The sequence below is a fragment of the Arthrobacter sp. P1_B3 genome, from assembly GCF_056406615.1.
The window spans coordinates 195,540-213,747 of the sequence record NZ_JBFTZV010000006.1 but is presented as its reverse complement, the minus strand read 5'-3'; the positions used below and the strand labels follow the sequence as shown (position 1 = coordinate 213,747).

Sequence of the window (18,208 nt, the reverse complement as noted above, 5' to 3'; positions counted from 1 at the left end):
AATACCCGCAATTGACTCCGTCCTACCCGCCCGGCCGGCATTCGTCAAGGGAATGTGGCCCCGCGGGCGATGCAGTGAGGACGCGACTCGGGTGTCATCTATAAATACCGCAGGCCGCTCTTCGAGGTTGACGGCCCACTCGCGCGCGCCGAGCAGGAAGGGGCTGCTGCGTGAGCACCGAGGTCCGGTCAATAGTAGAGGTTCCATTCGGCGTAACCCGGTGGGGTCGTGGTAATCACCACATCCTGTCCAAAGAAAAAGGGCTCGTAGTCCTCGACCCACTTAACGCTGTCTATCGTCCCGGGTACCGAGCGGAGATTGCCAGTGTAAACGGTGCTGTCGATGGATACCTTTTCCCATGCGTCATCGCCCGTGRCAACTAGCTTCACGCGCAGATGCCCCGCAACCCCATCGCGGAACACCTCGTAGTACGGCACAGCAGTTCCTGAAACGGAGACGCCTAGGCCATCCGGATTCTGGAACACCCAGTAGTATGTCGCGACCGAGCCGCGATCGAGGCGAGGCGTGCGTCCCGGCTCGAGACTGCCGCGCTTCAGCAGCGTCTCATCACGGTAGATCTCAAGTATGACTGTGTCGTCCGTGCCACTCCAGAACTCTTGTCCGGTCTGGATCGTCCAGTCGATGCGCGTAACGTTTGCCATTTTGTGCCTGCCTCTCGGATCGAGCATGTCGCATGCCATCTTGATAGGACCATCGCGTTGCACCAGCATGGGCCACCGGGACGTGCCCCAAGCATGGCGCGCCAACGTCGGCCACGGATGAGTCCAATGGCCCCTGTCCGCATGCAGCTGCCACTGCGGGCGGCCAGCCGCACACAGGAGGGCATGAGCAACCAGAACCGTGTCCAGCCCGGCGTCCCGTCCAGCGGAGAATTCGAAGCCCACTCCTTTCCCGAAGCCACCGGCGTCACCCTGGTCGAACCGGCCGCCCGGCCGTGACCGCCGGCAAGACCCTGAACATCCGGGACATGATGTGCGCGAGCGACCTCTCCGCTCCGACGGCAGCCGCGATATCCACCTGGAACGCCACGGCGCCCAGATCGAAGACTTCATCCGGGATCGCGCATCAAGACCATCAGAACCGTCCCGGAGCGCATCCAGAAAGTCGGCCGCGAGTTGGCGGGGAGTGGTCGAGGTGGTCAAGTTCCACGCGTAAGCAGAAAGGATCTCACCGGCGAGGCCCTGCGGACGCCGTCCTGCCGGGCCGGATTGGCTACGACACCTCCGCAGACCAGCTCCTTCTCCACACCATCCAGAGCGACGAAGCTTTCGATGCCCTCCGTTCAACCGGTGTGCTTGTGCCCGAACCTTCCCTGGTCGAGCCATTGCATGCCGGCGCCTATGACTGGATGCTCCGGCAGATGGCAGCACGACTTAGCACCGGGAGTGACGGTGCCGTCTGGTTCTAGGCACGGATCACGCGCCAGGATCTAGCGGACATCTGCAAGCAATCCATCGGGCAAGTTCTGCTGACCTGCAAGGTGCCACGGGAACGGGTGCTGCCCTCGCACCATGGCGATTGGCATGCGGTCCTGAACAAGTTCCCCCATATCCCCGCACTCCCGGACGAAAGCGATGAAGGCTACATCGCCCGCATGAATCGCGTGTTCGACGATTTCTGGGCCAGGCTCAGGGGGCGGGAGCCTGGGGTGCAGGAATCGCGCAACGGCCAGCGGATTTGAGGGCCGCAGTCGAGCAGGGATGGGAGAACATCCTTGACCCGAGGAACTATGGTCGTTTCGAGTCCTGGCAGGCCAACACACTGCACGCGGAAGACGTCGTGGAAGCTGTCAGAATCGAACGCTGAACTGCCGTCCTGCGAGTCAGACCAGGGCTGACTTGGCCTGATCTGGGCCGACGCCCCGCCGTCACAAGATGCACATGAACGCACTCTTGCTGTCGCCCGTTCTTCGACCGGTGGAGTATTCAGTCTCGTCCGATTAGGTCCGGATGGACTTTGGTACGAGCATCCTTGGAGGAATCTTTTGGGGGCTTCTTCCACTGCCTCTTCCGTACGGCGCCAGTATTCCTCCCAAGCTCCGTCCGAAGCGCCCACAGAGGGCTGCCCAATGCCGTTGAGGTACCGGCCCGGTCTCGCTCTGGCGCATCCGCAGCAGGCTTTGGGTATTACTCTTCAACAAATGTGCACAGACTCATCAGCCCAGGAGAAGGTGTTAGTGCCCGTCCCAGGCGTGCAGGTGATACTTCACCTCTTTGGGTATGGCCCTGATACTTGGCGGGCACTTGGTGCATCCACCTGCCCGGCGCCGGCCACGTCGGTGACGGCCGGGACGATCTTCGCCCTCACCCGCACTCCGCTGCGCACGTGGTTCGCGGCGGTGTGGTTCGTGACGTCTCAGAAGAACGGCGTGTCCGCTCTCGGCCTCCAGCGGGTCCTGGGGATGAGATCGTATGAGACGGCGTGGGCGTGGATGCACAAGCTGCGCCGGGCCATGGTCCGGCCCGACCGCGAGATGCTCTCCGGGCTTGTCGAGGTCGACGAGAGCTTCATCGGTGGGGTCCACCGCGGCATGCCCGGCGTCGGCCCCGACAAGATCTCGGTCCTGGTCGCCGCGGAGCACCTGGACCACAACCGGATCGGACGGATCCGCCTCGAGCCCGGACCGGCCGACCGCAGGCTCGCCCTGGTGAAGTTCGGCCAGCGCGTCGTCGCCCCCGGTTCCACCATCCCACCGACGGGGCAAGACAGCTGAGGCGCTTCGCCGACCTCGGCTACAAGCACGAGTACTTCACCCAGCTCGGATCGGTCATCCCCGCGCACGTCAACATGCCCGCCGTCCACATGGCCGCCTCCCAGCTCAAACGCTGGATCGACGGCACCCTGCACCAGGGCATCTCGAGGGAGCAGCTGGCCTACTACCTCAACGAGTTCACCTTCCGCTTCAACCGCCGCACCGCCAAGAACCGCGGGCTGCTGTTCTATCGGCTCCTCCAGCAGGCAACGAACACAGACCCGGCGCCGTTGAAGGACCTAGTCATTCCCCACGAGGCGGACCCTCACCGAGCCCCCGAGTGAATCGATCGCCATCGGGACCTGGTGACCAAGGCGGTCGGGGCAACTAACTGCCCGCCCGGCGAGGGATCCTTCACCGGGACAGGGGGGCATCAGGTCGGTTTCCGAGTCGTGCAGCGCTACTTCCACTCGAACAGGCGGCCTTCGGACTTGCCGTCGGCCACCTGGTACTCGAACAAGACCGCGATCCCGTTGAGGCTGCTCAACTCGTCTGACGTGGTTTCGTAGAACAGTGCACCCCGCCAGGTGAGTTGGCCCGGACCGGTGAATCTACCGACGCCGTGGCCGGTGAAGGTCGCAGTCTGCCCGCTTGCGGTGACGACGAAACCGTTTCCGGCGCCGGCGACCGTGCCACCGGGACGAATCGTGCCGAGGTAGGTGACCGTGGCGTCAACTTGGACACCGCAGAGCGTGCCGACCTGATGGTCGGTCAGTTCGGTGCGCGGACCGAGACCAATGTCTTCCAGAACCCGCGTGCTGATGGTTTGTCCGTTGAGTTCCCCGATTTGTTCTCCGAGCATCATGATCTCCTTGCCAATTGGATCGGTGCATGGACCGGAACTAATGCCACGTCGACTGGGGCGTGACGCTCCAATCGTAGGCAGGAGACCGCTCGAGGTCGACGTCTGTCCGGTGCCCGTTTCCGACAGTTCGGATGATGGACCCGGTGCCCCATCGGCGACCGACTCGCTCCCCTAATCCGCGGCAGCCCGGCATCACACCGCGCCTTCCACCCAGAGGACCTCTCCTCGATGGCCGCGGCGCTCCCGCGGGGAGCCGGACCGACGCGAATGACGGCGGCAACGGCGCGGGTGCGGCCCAACGCAGCCTCACATCCTCGCAGAAACTACTTCAGCTAAGCAGATACCCAATACGTGAGTTCGAATATGGCTTTCGGGATAGACGCCGTCGTTGCTCAGGACTGCATGCTCAGGTACCGGTAGACGGTAGCGCGGCTGGCTCCGATGATCTTGCCGATGTCCGATGGTTTGAGACCCCGCGCCTTCAGTTCATGCGCCCGCTTGACCTTCTCGTGATCCGCGGTCACTTATGTACGCCCTCTAGTATCGGATCATCAATCGTCGGTATGCCCCAAGGCTTGTATAGAGGCTGGCTGCCCTCTTCTGATCCGGTGACAGTCTGGAGCCAAACCCGGAAAGGCGTGCCATCGGCAGCTTTCAGCCTGACCTTCTCGCCGGCCCCTTCCCCGGCTTTGAGGTCTTGCCAAATACGCTCACCATCCACGGCCTTCACGTTGGGGTGATAGGTATATCCCGCTCCCAGATTGTATTTACCTCCCAGGATTTCAACAGCGGTCGTGGGCTGTTGAGCCCAGATTGCGCCACCCTCCAGCAGGAGCCTCTCTAGTCCATCATCGGTTCCGCCAGACAGAGTCATCGTCAAGCTCCGCCCAGGAGGCATAACCGTCTGGTAGCCCTCAAGAAGAAGCCGGGCAATGCGAATTTCAACGCGCTCGGTGCGCGTTGTTTGATCCGGAACGGCGAAGCAGACGTCTCCGAGGGCTTGCTCAATGACATACAGGTCATCCACCAACGATTCGGTCCACTCATCGCTGCTGCCTCCGGAATCCTGAAGGGCGTGCAACACCAGAGATGCAAGACGCCCCCCGCCGGCATACATCTCGATCTTGTTCCCTGATCGAAGGATACGAAGCATTCTGATGGCCGCGTGCACATCTCGTACAGAACCACCGGGCGCGTTGAATGTGAGATTGCAGCTGCCTTCACCCGCATTCTCGGACCACGGCAGCTTGAAGATGAGCGTTACTACATTCATGAACTGACATTTGAAGGTCGCTCCGACGCCACCTTTGGCTCGTTGCGCTATACGGCCTTCATATCGTCCTCTGATGAAACCATGCTGATCTAGGACGTTAAGTGTTATGGGTGGCGCATGCGAACCCTCAGACTTTTCAAATGCAGCTGGAGATAGTCGCACTTTCTCGATGTTCATCTGAGGTAGAGGTGCAACCCACGCTGGTCCGATACGAGTAAAAGAGGCCGCACTGCCAGGCAGATCAAAATCATTCAGCAGCCCGTAAGCCAAGTTCTCTTGGAGCTGTTCTGCCACATCCTTGTGCTCTGGTCCGAAGCTAAGCGTAAGTTGGGTGTGGATCGGCTCCTTCTCCATGGCCTCTGGGTGCTTGGCGACGTAGTCCTCAAAGACAACGTTGCCACTGGTGATCAAAGTTGTGTCCCAGTACCTACTTCGCGTATTGGCGAGCGATAGAAGAGCGCCAATTCGTTCAGAGAGATCCGCGTTGCCTACCAGGCCGGCTTTCTCCTGGTTGATCATCCGCAGCACATCTACTAGCTCGTCCCTAAGGAAGGCACGTTCAACCTCCGGATGATCGGTCAATGCCGCTGCCAGCTTTTCCTGTCCCCAGATATCAACATCCACGTCCTTGCTCGCTGCAAACCCGTCAACGAAGTCGCGTTCATTCTTATGTGGATCTGGCGGCATCACTAGAATCCACTCATCCGGGGCATGGTTTTTCCAGGCGGTCTCGAATGACTTCCGCACCTGGGGGCGGCGTGAATCCCGGAACCCACCAGTGAAACCTTCAGGAAAGTATTTAAGCTGGAAGATCTTGACCACCCGGTCTTCCAGCCGCACCGCAACATCGATGCCGCCATCACCACCGGCGCCTCTGAGGACCTCCGCCTTGTACGGCTTCTTGTCATACATTTTGAGAAGCAGGACTTCTACGACTTGGTTGAAGTCAACTTCACTGATTTGGGACCAGTTGATCCTGCTCTGGCTCAGCCCTTTAGGCGCCATGCTGCCCTCCATTCACCGGCCCGTGCTGTTCAGCTGTCTTTGAGGCGTCGACCGCCGGGGAGCTTTTCCGCACGATGGATATATCTCGCCCTCGTTGTGTTCGCTCCATCTAAAGGACGTTCCACGTCCTTGGAAATCGGGGTCTCGGCTCGCCGGCACACGTTCAAGCAATCGTTGGCTGGGGTCTACCTGTGGGCGATATGAAGCCCGGCGCAGCGGTCATTGAGTGAAGAAGCCCGGCTCATGCTGTGGGCATCAGCCCGAACTCGTCAGGGAACGCTTGAAAGGGGCCCGGTAGTTGGCCAGCTGAGGGAATCAGTTGGCCAACTACCGTGAAACGTGGCCATCTAAGTTGGGAAATGGCCACGTAGCGTGGAACCTCACAACTTCCAACTAGACGATGCGTTTCTTCCAAATAGGGTGCCGTACTTCCAATTAGGGTGACATCTCTCAGAGGACTAGAAGTCCCAGTCGTCGTCCTCAGTATTGACAGCCTTGCCAATCACATAGGACGAACCCGAACCCGAGAAGAAGTCGTGGTTCTCGTCCGCGTTCGGCGACAGGGCCGACAGGATCGCCGGGTTCACGTCGGTGACGGAGGCCGGGAACATGGCCTCGTAGCCCAGGTTCATCAGGGCCTTGTTGGCGTTGTAGTGCAGGAACTTCTTGACGTCCTCGGCCAGGCCGACGGAGTCGTAGAGGTCGTGCGTGTACTGGACCTCGTTCTCGTACAGCTCGAAGAGCAGCTCGAACGTGTAGTCCTTGATCTCCTGCCGGCGCTCCTCGGAGACCTTCTCCAGGCCCTTCTGGAACTTGTAGCCGATGTAGTAGCCATGCACAGCCTCGTCGCGGATGATCAGGCGGATGAGGTCGGCCGTGTTCGTCAGCTTGGCCCGCGAGGACCAGTACATCGGCAGGTAGAAGCCGGAGTAGAACAGGAAGCTCTCCAGCAGCGTGGAGGCCACCTTGCGCTTGAGGGGGTCGTCGCCCTGGTAGTAGTCCATGACGATCTGGGCCTTCTTCTGAAGGTTCTCGTTCTCGGTGGACCAGCGKAACGCCTCGTCGATCTCCTTGGTGGAGGCCAGCGTGGAGAAGATCGAGGAGTAGCTCTTGGCGTGCACGGACTCCATGAACGCGATGTTCGTGTAGACAGCCTCTTCATGCGGGGTGAGGGCGTCCGGAATCAGCGACACGGCGCCGACGGTGCCCTGGATGGTGTCCAGCAGGGTCAGGCCCGTGAACACGCGCATGGTGAGCTGCTGCTCGTCCGGGGTCAGCGTGGCCCACGACTGCACGTCGTTGGACAGCGGCACCTTCTCCGGCAGCCAGAAGTTGTTGACCAGGCGGTTCCAGACATCCACGTCCTTGTCGTCCTGGATGCGGTTCCAGTTGATCGCCTCAACATGGCTGAGAAGCTTTACTTTTTCTGTCATGACTCCGACTCGCTTTCTGAAGAGAGACTGGGTTTGGCTGAGTCCTCGACGCAATACTTGCAGTCGGCTTTCTCTATGCCTTTGTTGGTGTGATGTCTGGTATGGGCGTTTCGCTGACTGGAAGGCATGGGACGGCCCTTCCTTACTGCTGACATTTTCGCACGGGTTTCGGCACTGGCCTGCTTCCCAAAGTTCGGGTTGCCGGCACCTTTCTTGGCTTCTGAAAGTGCTTTGCGGGTTTCTTCACTGACCGAATGCCCAAAACTTGGATGCTCCGCGCCGAACTTCCCAAAGTTCGGGTTCTCCGGTCCGGAGTTAGTTCCTTTGCGGTCCTCCGCCCACTTCTTCCGCTGCTCCAGGCTGTGCTTGCCGCCATAAAACGGGTTCTCTGCCCCTGAACGGCTAAGCCCCTTGCGGCCCGTGTTCCTGATGCGGGCGGCTTCGCGTTGTTCTTCGGTCCAGACGACGCCGGTCGGCCCGAGGCCGCCATCGGCAATGTTCAGAAGACGATCCCCTTCTCGTCGCAAGTAGCTGATCCACTCGATCTCCGCCTGCCCCAGCTCGGGCAGGCCTTCAATCCAATCCAGCTCGTCCGCGATGAGATCAGCCGGATCGTGTTTTCGGAGCCAGTCGTAGAACGGCGTCTTGCGACCCTCGGCGGCCACTCGCAGGTGCTGATGGAAACGACGACTGGCCGTCTTGGTCGTGATACCGACATAGCGGTACTCGACCTCCCGCCGAAGCCGGATGCCGTAGACCAAGCCGCCCGTCGCCGTCGTCGTTTCCATCATTTCAACCGATCACTCGAAATCTACCGATTTCAGTTGATCAAAGCATGCACGAGACACAATTTTCCACCTCGGTCCCTTCCAGCGCGAGCTGGCGGAGACGGATGTAGTAGATGGTCTTGATGCCCTTTTTCCAGGCGTAGATCTGGGCCTTGTTGATGTCGCGTGTGGTGGCGGTGTCCTTGAAGAACAGTGTCAGGGACAGGCCCTGGTCCACGTGCTGCGTGGCGGCGGCGTAGGTGTCGATGACCTTCTCGTAGCCGATCTCGTACGCGTCCTGGTAGTACTCCAGGTTGTCGTTCGTCAGGTACGGCGCCGGGTAGTACACGCGGCCCAGCTTGCCTTCCTTGCGGATCTCGATCTTGGACGCCACCGGGTGGATCGAGGAGGTGGAGTTGTTGATGTAGGAGATCGAGCCGGTGGGCGGCACAGCCTGCAGGTTCTGGTTGTAGATGCCGTGCTCCATGACGGAGGCCTTCAGCTCGCGCCAGTCATCCTGCGTGGGGATGTGGATGTTCTTGAACAGCTCCGCGACCTTCTCGGTCTGCGGGACCCATTCCTGCTCGGTGTACTTGTCGAAGAACTCGCCGGTGGCGTACTTGGACTTCTCGAAGCCGCCGAAGGTCTGGCCGGTCTGGATAGCCAGCAGGTTGGAGGCGCGGACCGCGTGGTACACCACCGAGTAGAAGTAGATGTTGGTGAAGTCCAGGCCCTCCTCGGAACCGTAGTGGACCCGCTCGCGGGCCAGGTAGCCGTGCAGGTTCATCTGGCCGAGGCCGATCGCGTGGCTCTGGTCATTACCGCGGGCAATCGAGGGCACCGAGGTGATGTTGGACATGTCCGAGACGGCCGAGAGGGACCGGATGGCCGTCTCGATGGTCAGGCCGAAGTCCGGCGAGTCCATGGTCTTGGCGATGTTCAGCGAACCCAGGTTGCAGGAGATGTCCTTGCCGGTCTGGTCGTAAGACAGATCATCGTGGTACGTGGTGGGCTGGGAGACCTGGAGGATCTCCGAGCACAGGTTGGACATGATGATCTTGCCGTCGATCGGGTTTTCCCGGTTCACGGTGTCCTCGAACATGATGTACGGGTAGCCGGATTCGAACTGGATCTCGGCGAGGGTCTGGAAGAACTCGCGCGCCTTGATCTTGGTCTTCTTGATCCGGGAATCGTCCACCATCTCGTAGTACTTCTCGGTGACCGAGACGTCGGAGAACGGCATGCCGTAGACCTTTTCGACGTCGTACGGGGAGAACAGGTACATGTCCTCGTCCCGCTTGGCCAGCTCAAAGGTGATGTCCGGGATGACGACGCCGAGCGAGAGGGTCTTGATACGGATCTTCTCGTCCGCGTTCTCGCGCTTGGTGTCCAGGAAGCGGTAGATGTCCGGGTGGTGCGCGTGCAGGTACACCGCGCCGGCTCCCTGGCGGGCACCGAGCTGGTTGGCGTAGGAGAAGCTGTCCTCGAGGAGCTTCATCACGGGGATGACGCCTGAGGACTGGTTCTCGATCTGCTTGATCGGCGCGCCGACCTCGCGGATGTTGGTCAGCGCGAAGGCCACGCCGCCGCCGCGCTTGGAGAGCTGCAGCGCGGAGTTGATGGACCGGCCGATCGACTCCATGTTGTCTTCGATGCGGAGCAGGAAGCAGGAGACCAGCTCGCCGCGCTGCTTCTTGCCGGCGTTCAGGAACGTCGGGGTGGCCGGCTGGAAGCGGCCTTCGATGATCTCGTCCACCATCTGGGTGGCGAGCTTCTCGTCGCCGCGGGCCAGGTGCAGTGCCACCATGCAGACGCGGTCCTCGTAGCGCTCCAGGAAGCGCTTTCCGTCGAACGTCTTCAGCGTGTAGGAGGTGTAGAACTTGAACGCGCCCAGGAAGGTCTCGAAGCGGAACTTCTTCTTGTACGCGCGGTTGTAGAGCTCGCGGATGAAGTTCATCGTGTACTGGTCGAGGGTTTCGCGCTCGTAGTACTCGTTCTTGACGAGGTAGTCGAGCTTTTCCTCGAGGTCGTGGAAGAACACGGTGTTGTTGTTCACGTGCTGCAGGAAGTACTGGTGCGCGGCCTCGCGGTCGGCCTCAAACTGGATCTCTCCGTTGGGGCCGTAGAGGTTCAGCATGGCGTTGAGCTCGTGGTAGCCCAGGCCCTTGTAGGCGGCCGGCATCTCGTGCTTTTCCTGCTTCTCCTGCTTGTCAACGGAGGTGGCGGTGGCCGCGTGGGTGCCTGCGCCCTCAGTTACTGCTGTGTCTGCGACAGTCGTGTCCAAAACTCTTCCAATCCTTGTTGTACGCGGTTGACGTCTTCCGGCGTCCCCATGAGTTCGAAGCGATATAGGTGCGGGACCTTGCACTTGGCGGCGATGATGTCGCCGGCCATGCAGTAGTTGTCCCCGAAATTCGTGTTCCCTGCGCCGATCACTCCGCGGATCAGCTTCCGGTTGCCCGGGTCGTTCAAAAACCTGATGACCTGCTTTGGAACAGATCCCTCTCCCCCGGTGCCGCCATAGGTCGGCACCACCAGCACGTAGGGCTCCCGGGCCACCAGCGGAGCGTCCCTCGGGTAGAGGGGGATCCTGGCGGCGTCGACTCCCAGCTTCGCGACGAAGCGGGCCGTGTTTTCGGAGGTGGAGGAAAAGTAGATGAGGCGGCAGTGCGTTAGTTCGGGAGCTGTTGTGCTGACCGCTTCCCCGCTGTCAGCCGTGGCAGCTACCCGATCTTCAGTTGTTACAACCACGGTGGTCACCTCATCTACCGTGAATTCTTGCCTGGTAGCGGCGTCCCTGAGTGTTTCAGGCGATTGGGCGTTTCAGGCTACGGGGCGTTTCAGGCTACAGCGACGGCGGCGGCCTGCGCCAGTTCTTCGATCTTGTCCGGGCGGAAACCGGACCAGTGATCCTGGTCGGTGACGACAACGGGGGCCTGCATGTAGCCCAGGGACTTCAGGCGCTCAAGGGCCTCCGCATCCTGGGAGATGTCGACGCTCTGGTAGGCGATGCCCTTCTTGTCCAGCGCGCGGTAGGTCGCGTTGCACTGAACGCAGGCCGGCTTCGTGTAAACCGTAACGGTCATGGTCCTAGTCCCCTTTGTTGAAGTCTTCTTCGGAGCGCTTCCCCGGCTCCGACTGTCCCGCGCTGATGCTCTGCTGGAACTGTATGTCGATACTACATGTAGTGCAAGAGCCTCACGCGGACCCCAAGATGATGTATTACAAGTATGTCATTTAACCCACCGTTAATCCACAGGAGGGGGCCCTCCAAATGTCCGGATTTCCGCCATTTTGGCGGACGAAATCCACACCCTGTGCAGTAGTTACCCACATTAATCACCCCCGCGTGTCGCACCGCAGACGGCGTGTCGCGCCCCTCCGTGCGGGCGCGTCACGGTGGCGCCGGCCACTACATCTGGTGTCCGGGCACACGAATAAGGCGGGCACCGTGGTGCCCGCCTCATCAGATGGTGATTGTTCTAACACCCGAGTCCTCATACCCTGCGCCGTCATGCCGTGACCGGCGCCACGGGGACCTATTCAGGACCTATTCAGGACCTCGGCTGGTGCTCGGGCTAGGCCGCGCCCTTGGTGGCGGCACCGTTCGTAAGGGCACTGTCGAGCACGATCTGCTGCACGTCGAGATAGCCCGTTTCAAACCCGGCCCGGGAGTAGCACAGGTAGAACAGCCACATCCGCTGGAAGACCGCGTCGAAGCCCATGGCCCCCACCTCGTCTTCGCGGGCCATGAACCGCTCCTCCCAGAGCCGCAGGGTCTGGGCATAGTGGTCGCCCATGGCGAGGCGTTCGCGCACGCGCAGTCCGGTCTGCTTGGCGGTGATGTCTTCGATCGCGCGGACGGACGGAATGACCCCGCCGGGGAAGATGTACTTGTGCACCCAGGTGTAGCTGGTGCGGGTGGCCATGAGCCGGTCGTGGGCGATCGTGATGGCCTGGATGGCCACCTTGCCGCCCGGGGCCAGGACCCGCTCGATTGTCTGGAAGTATGTGGCCCAGTATTCGAAGCCGACGGCCTCGATCATTTCGACCGAGACGACGGCGTCGTACTCGCCCTCCACAGCGCGGTAGTCCTTCAGCTCGATCGTGACGGCGTCGGCGTAGCCGGCCTCGGCCACGCGCCGGCGGGCGAGTTCCTGCTGTTCGCTGGAGAGCGTGACGGAGTAGACGGTGGCGCCGCGGGAGGCGGCGCGCAGGGCGAGCTCGCCCCAGCCGGTGCCGATTTCCAGGACGCGGGTGCCTTCCTTCACGCCGGCCTTGTCCAGGAGGCGGTCAATCTTGGCCTGCTGCGCGGCGGCCAGCCCGTCCCAGGCCACGCTCCGCAGGGCGTCGCCGTTTTCCGGGAAGAGGGCGCTGGAGTACGTCATGGTGCTGTCCAGGAACGAGGCGAAGAGCTCGTTGGAGAGGTCGTAGTGCCGCGAGATGTTGGAGCGGGTGTTTTTCTCGGTGTTCCGTTCCCTGCGCGGCTGGCGCGGGAGGTACAGGCCGCGCAGCTTCTGCAGCGGCCCGGGCACGAGCGTGCCGACGCGGGAGGCAAACACCTCCATGACGGCGGTGAGGTCATCGGCGTCCCAGTCGCCGGCCATGAAGGACTCGCCCAGGCCGATCAGGCCGCCGTCGCCGAGCCGGGCGGCGAAGTCGTCGGGCCGGTTGATGGTCATGACGGGGTAGGCGGTGCCGGCGGGCGTCTGCTCGGCGGGTGCCTGGTCCGAGGCATCCCGCTCCAGAACGGCATTGCCCGGCGCCTTTCCCAGCGCCGTCTTGCCCAATATCGTGCCGTCCGGGTACCGGACTTCCAGCGGCAGCCTGCGCACGGCCGCCTTGAAGATGGCGTCCGCGGCGCGTCCGGCCACACGGGCCTTCAGGCTCGAGGGCACTGTCGCGATGCTGGGCCAGATGGCGGCGTCGATGGCGACGGGCGGCTGGGGAACGGTGTAAGGCACCCTGCTGCTGACGGCTCCGCTGCGCGTGGCGCCCCTGGCCCGTCCCGCGCCGGATCCGGTCGCTTCGGTCATAGTCACTGAACTGCCTCCTGTGAAGGGTGGTGTGGTTTCTTGATGATGGGCAGGCGGCGTGCCCACAGCCTGATGCCCTGCCAGCGGATCTGCGCCGCAACACGCAGCGGGGCCAGAGGTACCGCGAGCGCCGCGGACACGATGTTCCGCAGCGTCGCTTCGTGGCGGACGCCGTCCATGGTGGCGATGAAGGGCTGCTGGCCCTCCCGCTCCAGGACGATCGATACGGCAAGCCGTTCGCCGGGTTCGGGGAGCTTCATGCGGTACTCGCCGTCGACGTCGTTGAACGGGGAGACGTAAAACGCCTTCGGGACGCTCGCCCGGCCAGTGGCATCGGTTTCGAGGAGGTAGCAGTGCCGCTCCCCGTACGTGTTGTGGACCTCGACGACGACGCAGCGCAACTCACCGGCGCTGTCATGGCACCAGAACACGCTTAGCGGGTTGAACACGTGCCCGAACACCCGGGCACTGGCCAGCATGGCGATGCGTCCGCCGTCGAGCCCGATCCCCTGGGTGGCGAGGTAGCGTTCCACATTGCCGCGCAGCGTGCCGTCCGGGTCGCCGAGATGGTCCTCCACCCGGAAACTGGCCAGCGGCCGGAGCAGCCGCGGGAACTGCGGGAGGTGGTCGACGTCCACATACCAGCAGTAGCTGCGGTAGGTGAAGGCATTGCGCAGCGGGGTGCGCCTCACATGCGAGATGGACGTGCGGTAGATGGCTGCAATTGCGCTCATGAGCCCTCCGCGGAGACGGCCTGCAGGTCAGGATCTACGGCCACGGAACGGTACTCCTCGTTCAGGGCGGCGGCATCGTCCCAGTCACGGCCCAGCCGGGCGGCGGCCTTGAGGCCGGACAAGGCGCCGTCCTCGTGGAATCCCCAGCCGTGGTAGGCGCCGGCGAAGGCCAGGCGCTCGTCGCCGAGTCCGAGGATCCGCTGCTGCGCCTTCAGCGACTCCGGGGTGTACTGCGGGTGCTCGTAGACCATCCGGTCCAGCACCGCAGCGCCGTCGATCAGTTCGGATTCGCCGAGGCTGACGATGTACCGGCCGCCGTCCGCGGGCTCCAGCCGCTGCAGCCGGGTCATGTCGTAGCTGACCAGGACCTTGTCCGGCCGGGCATCGCAGGACGGCAGCCGGTAGTTCCAGGATGCCTGGGCGTTCGGGCTAGCGGGCAGCACGGCTTCGTCGCGGTGGAAAATGGTCTGGTTCACCGAGTACGGCATGCCGCCAAGGGCATCCCTCTCGGCGGCCGAGGCACCGGTGAGCATGCGCAGGGCCTGTGCCGGGTGGGTGGCGATCACGACGGCGTCAAAGGTCTCGCGCACAGTCCCGGCACCCAGCGCGGACGTGACGTCGACGCCGTCGGCGTGCCGGTGCACCGTGGTGACAGGGCTGGCGAGCCGGATGTCCGGCAGGGTCTTGGCCACCTTGTCAACGTAGCTGCGCGAGCCGCCGGTGACCGTCCGCCACTGCGGCGAGCCTTTGACGCCGAGCAGGCCATGGTGGCCCAGGAAGGTGAACAGGTAGCGGGCTGGGTAGGCCAGCGCGGTGGTGGGGTCGCAGGACCAGACGGCGCTGACCACCGGGGTCATGAAGTGCGAGATGAAGTAGCTACTGAATTTTTCCCGGGCCAGGAACTCGCCCAGGGTGAGCTCGTGTCCTGTGCCGGCGGAGGTGCCTGTTCCCGTGGAGGGTTCCGCCAGCAGGGCGCGGGCCCGGCGGTGGAACCGGGTGACTTCCAAGAGCATCCGCAGGTAGCGGCCGCGCAGCAGGGTGGACGGCCGGGGAATGATGCCGCTCCCGTTGGGCCGTGCGCCGGCGTATTCCAGGCCGCAGCCGTCGCAGCGGACGGACATGCTCATTTCGGAGTCCTGGGTTTCGACGCCGAGCTCGGCGAACAGGCGCAGGAGTGTGGGGTACGTCCGCTCGTTGTGCACGATGAAGCCGGTGTCCACGCCCAGGGTGGGCCCGTTCTGCTGCTTCACGTCGTGGGTGTGGGCGTGGCCGCCGAGCCGGGCGTCCGCCTCGAAGAGGGTCACCCGGTCCCGCCCGTTCAGCACGTAGGCGGCGGTCAGCCCCGCCACTCCGCTGCCGATGACGGCGACCCGCCGTCCTCCCGGAATCCCTGCTGCTTGCGACACTGGTCTACTCCTGTTGTTTAGCCCAAATACTTCTCTAGCCCGAAGTCTCTTGTGGGCTATTCGTTGCCGTCGGGCGGCCGGATGAGTATGGATTCCGCATTTTTCAGGTCGGCTTTCAGTTCACCGCCTGCGACGCCGGCACCCGGCGCTTGGGTGGGGCCCCTCGAAGTCTCCTGCATGGGCATGGCCGTGCCGTGCAGACATTCCGCGCAAGCCCGCCCGGGCCGCCCGGGGTAGGCCGGATATGCCACAATGAAGCGGGATTTCCGGTCCCGTCCCGTGGACCCGCCACATTGGACCTGCTACCAGGCGAAGGGCAGCCCTTGATCAACCCCGTCCATCTTCGGACCCTTGTCGAAGTGATCCGGCTTGGATCGTTTGCGGCCGCCGCGGCCCGGCTCGGCTACACGGCCTCGGCCGTCTCCCAGCAAATGTCGGCACTGGAGCGCGACACCGGCGTCACCTTGTTCCAGCGGGCGGCCCGCAGCATCCAGCCGACGGAAGCCGCCGTCGTCATGACACGGCACGCAGCCAAAGTGCTCACGGATATCGAGACGCTCATGGCCGCCGCCTCACGGGCGCAGGAGAGCCCCAGCCAGGAGCTGCGGCTGGGCATTTTCCCGAGCCTTGCCACCTATGTGCTGCCGCCGATCCTGCAGAACCCGGCCTGGAAGAAGCTCGGCATCGACCTGCGGGTCTCGGTCGCGGAACCGGCCCAGACCATCCAGGGGCTGCGGACCGGCGGCGAACTCGACGTTGCCCTGGTGTACCAGGTGGGACAGTCCGGCCTCGCCTGGCCGCACACCGTGGACCGGCAGTGGATCGGCGACGACGACTTCCGGGTGGTGCTGCCCGCGGCCTGGGGCATCGGCACGGATTCCAAGGTGGCCGCCCCGCATCTCTCGGACATGCCCTGGATCATGCATCACCCGGGCACATCCGATGCCACGGTGATCGAACGCCTCTTCGCGAGCTGCAACCTGCACCCCCGTGTGGTGGCCTACAGCGATGACTTCCATGCCAGCCTGGAAATGGCGGCCGCCGGGCTCGGCGCCGCCCTGGTCCCCGAGCTGGCCCTGCGGCACCGGCCTGCCGGCGTCGTGGTCCTCGATGTTCCGGAGATCAGGCTGGCCCGCAATGTTTTCGCCCTGCTGATCAACGAGAAGCGGACCGCCCAGGTCCAGCTGTTCGTGGAACTGCTGGCCGAGACGATGCACAGGCTCAGCACCGTGCGAAAGGATTGAGCCCGAAGGGCCGAGCTGAAAGACCACACGTCTAAGAACTGCGGAGGGGTTTCCCTCCGGCGCCCGATCGAGAAGGATGGGGGCCATGAACAAAAGCTATTCAGCCTCCCGGCCCGTCTCTTCCGACAACCCCGAGGTAATCGCCGCGGCCATCCGGGCGGCCACTGAGGAACTCCGGGACACGCTGCAGCGCCATGGCATCGAGGCGAGCTTCGAGGACATAGCCCTGCTGGGGCACTCGGAGTCCTGGGACGACGAGGGGACGCGTTGGGTCGAGGTCGAATGGGACGGTGTGGAAGCCGGTTAGGACCTGACCCGCTTTCCGACCGGCGCCACCAGCGCGTCGATGATCCGGTGCCTGGTCCGGGTGTACGGCGGGTAGATGAGTTCCAGCGTGTCCGGCCACAGCGGCTTGTCCAGGGTGGAGCGCTCATGCGAGAACGTCCGCACCGAATGTTCCCCGTGGTACGCGCCCATGCCGCTGCCGCCGACCCCGCCGAACGGAAGCCCGGGGACGGAGAGGTGGGCCGCCGGAACATCGAAACACAACGCCCCGGACGAGGTCCGCTCGGCGAAGGCACGGCGCGTCGCGGGATCCTTGCTGAAGACGTAGAGGGCCAGCGGTTTGGCGCGCCTGTTGACCTCCCCGATGGCCGCGTCGAGCCCGCGCACGGGCACCAGTGGCAGCAGCGGGCCGAAGATTTCTTCGGCCATGACGGCGTCGCCGGGCGCCGGCCGCAGCAGGGTCGGCGCTAGGTACCGGCTTGCGGCGTCGCGCTGTCCGCCGTGCACCACTGTGCTGGCGTCGGCCAGGGCGGCGAGCCGTGCGAAGTGGCGGTCATCGACAATCCGGCCGTAGGACGGGCTCGCCGCCGGGTCCGTTCCGAAGAGCGCCGTGATGGCCTTGATCAGCTCGGCCTGCAGCGGCTCCAGGACCTCCTCGCGGGCCAGGACGTAGTCCGGGGCGACGCACGTCTGCCCGGCGTTCATGAACCGGCCCCAGGCGATCCGTTTGGCCGCCGTGGCCAGGTCCGTGGACGCATCGACATAGGCCGGGCACTTGCCGCCGAGCTCCAGCGTCACGGGAGTCAGGTGTTCGGCGGCCGCGCGCATCACCACCTTGGCCGCGGCCTCTCCCCCGGTGAAGAAGATGTGGTCGAAGCGTTCGGCCAGCAGCGCTGTGGTCTCCGGGATGCCGCCCTCAACCACCTCGGCGGCGCCGGCCAGGTATTCGGGAATCCAGCGGGCCAGCGCGGCCGAGGTGGCCGGGGCGTGTTCGCTCGGCTTGAGCACTACTGTGTTTCCCGCGGCCAGGGCTCCGACCAGCGGGGCGAGCAGCAGTTGCAGTGGGTAATTCCACGGCCCGATCACCAGCACCACGCCCAGCGGAGTGAGTTCGGTCCAGGCACGGGCCGGCTGGACTGCGGGAGGCACCTGCACGCGGCGGGGCCGCAGCCAGTTTTCCAGGTGCCGCTCCAGATGTGCCGCCTCTGCGTCAACGAATCCGATCTCCGCCAGCTGCGCCTCGGTGTGGTGCTTGCCCACATCGTGGGCGAGGGATTCGGCGAAGTCCGCCTGCCGTTCCGCCAGCATGCGCCGCAGCCCGCGCAGTTGATCCAGTCGCCAGGTGAGTGGACGCGTGGTCCCGGCGTCGAACACGGCACGGGCACGGACGACGGGCGAGATTACATGCTGCATCCGATCAATGTACAGTCACACGGCCATCCGCCGG

The 18,208-nt window shown here is 63.6% G+C and carries 17 protein-coding genes; 4 read left to right on the top strand and 13 right to left on the bottom strand.

The window, feature by feature from the left end:
- Positions 1-188: 188 nt before the first annotated feature.
- Positions 189-662: a hypothetical protein gene (locus AC1D2F_RS09980; RefSeq protein ID WP_476966654.1), complete on the bottom strand. Its 474-nt coding sequence runs from the start codon at positions 660-662 to the stop codon at positions 189-191.
- Positions 663-2,161: 1,499 nt separating this feature from the next.
- Between AC1D2F_RS09980 and AC1D2F_RS09975 the strand changes: the two genes are divergently transcribed.
- Together AC1D2F_RS09975 and AC1D2F_RS09970 are read left to right on the top strand one after the other, a co-directional pair.
- Positions 2,162-2,734 (top strand): IS1595 family transposase, encoded by a 573-nt coding sequence (locus AC1D2F_RS09975; RefSeq protein WP_476966653.1) that lies wholly within the window; start codon positions 2,162-2,164, stop codon positions 2,732-2,734.
- Positions 2,731-3,057 carry a transposase gene (locus AC1D2F_RS09970; protein ID WP_476966661.1) on the top strand — a complete coding sequence of 109 codons (327 nt, stop codon included), beginning with the start codon at positions 2,731-2,733 and terminating at the stop codon, positions 3,055-3,057. The genes AC1D2F_RS09975 and AC1D2F_RS09970 overlap by 4 nt, the downstream gene beginning before the upstream one ends.
- A 116-nt stretch (positions 3,058-3,173) precedes the next feature.
- Here AC1D2F_RS09970 and AC1D2F_RS09965 read toward each other — a convergent pair whose 3' ends face one another.
- The 11 genes from AC1D2F_RS09965 to AC1D2F_RS09915 all read right to left on the bottom strand — a co-directional run bounded on the left by AC1D2F_RS09965 (position 3,174) and on the right by AC1D2F_RS09915 (position 15,232).
- Positions 3,174-3,578 (bottom strand): hypothetical protein, encoded by a 405-nt coding sequence (locus AC1D2F_RS09965; RefSeq protein ID WP_476966652.1) that lies wholly within the window; start codon positions 3,576-3,578, stop codon positions 3,174-3,176.
- 392 nt (positions 3,579-3,970) lie between these two features.
- The gene (locus tag AC1D2F_RS09960) at positions 3,971-4,102 is read right to left on the bottom strand and encodes a hypothetical protein (protein ID WP_364743911.1); all 132 of its coding nucleotides are present in this window, start codon (positions 4,100-4,102) and stop codon (positions 3,971-3,973) included.
- Complete coding sequence (locus tag AC1D2F_RS09955) at positions 4,099-5,856, bottom strand: hypothetical protein (RefSeq protein ID WP_364743914.1); 1,758 nt, start codon at positions 5,854-5,856, stop codon at positions 4,099-4,101. Before AC1D2F_RS09955 ends, AC1D2F_RS09960 begins: the two co-directional genes overlap by 4 nt.
- Positions 5,857-6,314: 458 nt before the next feature.
- Complete coding sequence (gene nrdF / locus AC1D2F_RS09950) at positions 6,315-7,289, bottom strand: class 1b ribonucleoside-diphosphate reductase subunit beta (RefSeq protein WP_476966651.1); 975 nt, start codon at positions 7,287-7,289, stop codon at positions 6,315-6,317.
- Positions 7,286-8,080: an NUMOD3 domain-containing DNA-binding protein gene (locus AC1D2F_RS09945; protein ID WP_476966650.1), complete on the bottom strand. Its 795-nt coding sequence runs from the start codon at positions 8,078-8,080 to the stop codon at positions 7,286-7,288. The genes nrdF and AC1D2F_RS09945 overlap by 4 nt, the downstream gene beginning before the upstream one ends.
- 37 nt (positions 8,081-8,117) lie before the next feature.
- Positions 8,118-10,238, bottom strand: coding sequence for a class 1b ribonucleoside-diphosphate reductase subunit alpha (nrdE, locus tag AC1D2F_RS09940; protein ID WP_229994534.1), 2,121 nt, complete (start codon positions 10,236-10,238; stop codon positions 8,118-8,120).
- A 71-nt stretch (positions 10,239-10,309) separates the two neighbouring features.
- Positions 10,310-10,714: a class Ib ribonucleoside-diphosphate reductase assembly flavoprotein NrdI gene (nrdI, locus tag AC1D2F_RS09935; protein WP_414645465.1), complete on the bottom strand. Its 405-nt coding sequence runs from the start codon at positions 10,712-10,714 to the stop codon at positions 10,310-10,312.
- A 182-nt stretch (positions 10,715-10,896) separates the two neighbouring features.
- Positions 10,897-11,142 carry a glutaredoxin-like protein NrdH gene (nrdH, locus tag AC1D2F_RS09930; RefSeq protein ID WP_018773329.1) on the bottom strand — a complete coding sequence of 82 codons (246 nt, stop codon included), beginning with the start codon at positions 11,140-11,142 and terminating at the stop codon, positions 10,897-10,899.
- Positions 11,143-11,634: 492 nt separating this feature from the next.
- Positions 11,635-13,098: a class I SAM-dependent methyltransferase gene (locus AC1D2F_RS09925; RefSeq protein ID WP_476966649.1), complete on the bottom strand. Its 1,464-nt coding sequence runs from the start codon at positions 13,096-13,098 to the stop codon at positions 11,635-11,637.
- Positions 13,095-13,826, bottom strand: coding sequence for a DUF1365 domain-containing protein (locus AC1D2F_RS09920; RefSeq protein ID WP_476966648.1), 732 nt, complete (start codon positions 13,824-13,826; stop codon positions 13,095-13,097). Before AC1D2F_RS09920 ends, AC1D2F_RS09925 begins: the two co-directional genes overlap by 4 nt.
- Complete coding sequence (locus AC1D2F_RS09915; protein ID WP_476966647.1) at positions 13,823-15,232, bottom strand: NAD(P)/FAD-dependent oxidoreductase; 1,410 nt, start codon at positions 15,230-15,232, stop codon at positions 13,823-13,825. Before AC1D2F_RS09915 ends, AC1D2F_RS09920 begins: the two co-directional genes overlap by 4 nt.
- Positions 15,233-15,555: 323 nt before the next feature.
- Here AC1D2F_RS09915 and AC1D2F_RS09910 point away from each other — a divergent pair, with 323 nt between their 5' ends.
- Positions 15,556-16,476, top strand: coding sequence for a LysR family transcriptional regulator (locus tag AC1D2F_RS09910; RefSeq protein WP_229994507.1), 921 nt, complete (start codon positions 15,556-15,558; stop codon positions 16,474-16,476).
- An 85-nt stretch (positions 16,477-16,561) separates the two neighbouring features.
- Positions 16,562-16,783, top strand: coding sequence for a hypothetical protein (locus AC1D2F_RS09905; RefSeq protein ID WP_229994505.1), 222 nt, complete (start codon positions 16,562-16,564; stop codon positions 16,781-16,783).
- Here AC1D2F_RS09905 and AC1D2F_RS09900 read toward each other — a convergent pair.
- Positions 16,780-18,174, bottom strand: coding sequence for an aldehyde dehydrogenase family protein (locus AC1D2F_RS09900; protein ID WP_476966646.1), 1,395 nt, complete (start codon positions 18,172-18,174; stop codon positions 16,780-16,782). The two genes, AC1D2F_RS09905 and AC1D2F_RS09900, sit on opposite strands and share 4 nt — an antisense overlap.
- Positions 18,175-18,208: the final 34 nt, after the last annotated feature.

What these genes read in the sequence shown, in the direction of transcription:
- AC1D2F_RS09975 (WP_476966653.1), top strand. Translation starts at nt 2,162, where the DNA reads ATGTGCACAGACTCATCAGCCCAGGAGAAGGTGTTAGTGCCCGTCCCA.
- AC1D2F_RS09965 (WP_476966652.1), bottom strand. Translation starts at nt 3,578, where the DNA reads ATGATGCTCGGAGAACAAATCGGGGAACTCAACGGACAAACCATCAGC.
- AC1D2F_RS09955 (WP_364743914.1), bottom strand. Translation starts at nt 5,856, where the DNA reads ATGGCGCCTAAAGGGCTGAGCCAGAGCAGGATCAACTGGTCCCAAATC.
- AC1D2F_RS09945 (WP_476966650.1), bottom strand. Translation starts at nt 8,080, where the DNA reads ATGATGGAAACGACGACGGCGACGGGCGGCTTGGTCTACGGCATCCGG.
- nrdE (WP_229994534.1), bottom strand. Translation starts at nt 10,238, where the DNA reads ATGCCGGCCGCCTACAAGGGCCTGGGCTACCACGAGCTCAACGCCATG.
- nrdH (WP_018773329.1), bottom strand. Translation starts at nt 11,142, where the DNA reads ATGACCGTTACGGTTTACACGAAGCCGGCCTGCGTTCAGTGCAACGCG.
- AC1D2F_RS09920 (WP_476966648.1), bottom strand. Translation starts at nt 13,826, where the DNA reads ATGAGCGCAATTGCAGCCATCTACCGCACGTCCATCTCGCATGTGAGG.
- AC1D2F_RS09905 (WP_229994505.1), top strand. Translation starts at nt 16,562, where the DNA reads ATGAACAAAAGCTATTCAGCCTCCCGGCCCGTCTCTTCCGACAACCCC.
- AC1D2F_RS09900 (WP_476966646.1), bottom strand. Translation starts at nt 18,174, where the DNA reads ATGCAGCATGTAATCTCGCCCGTCGTCCGTGCCCGTGCCGTGTTCGAC.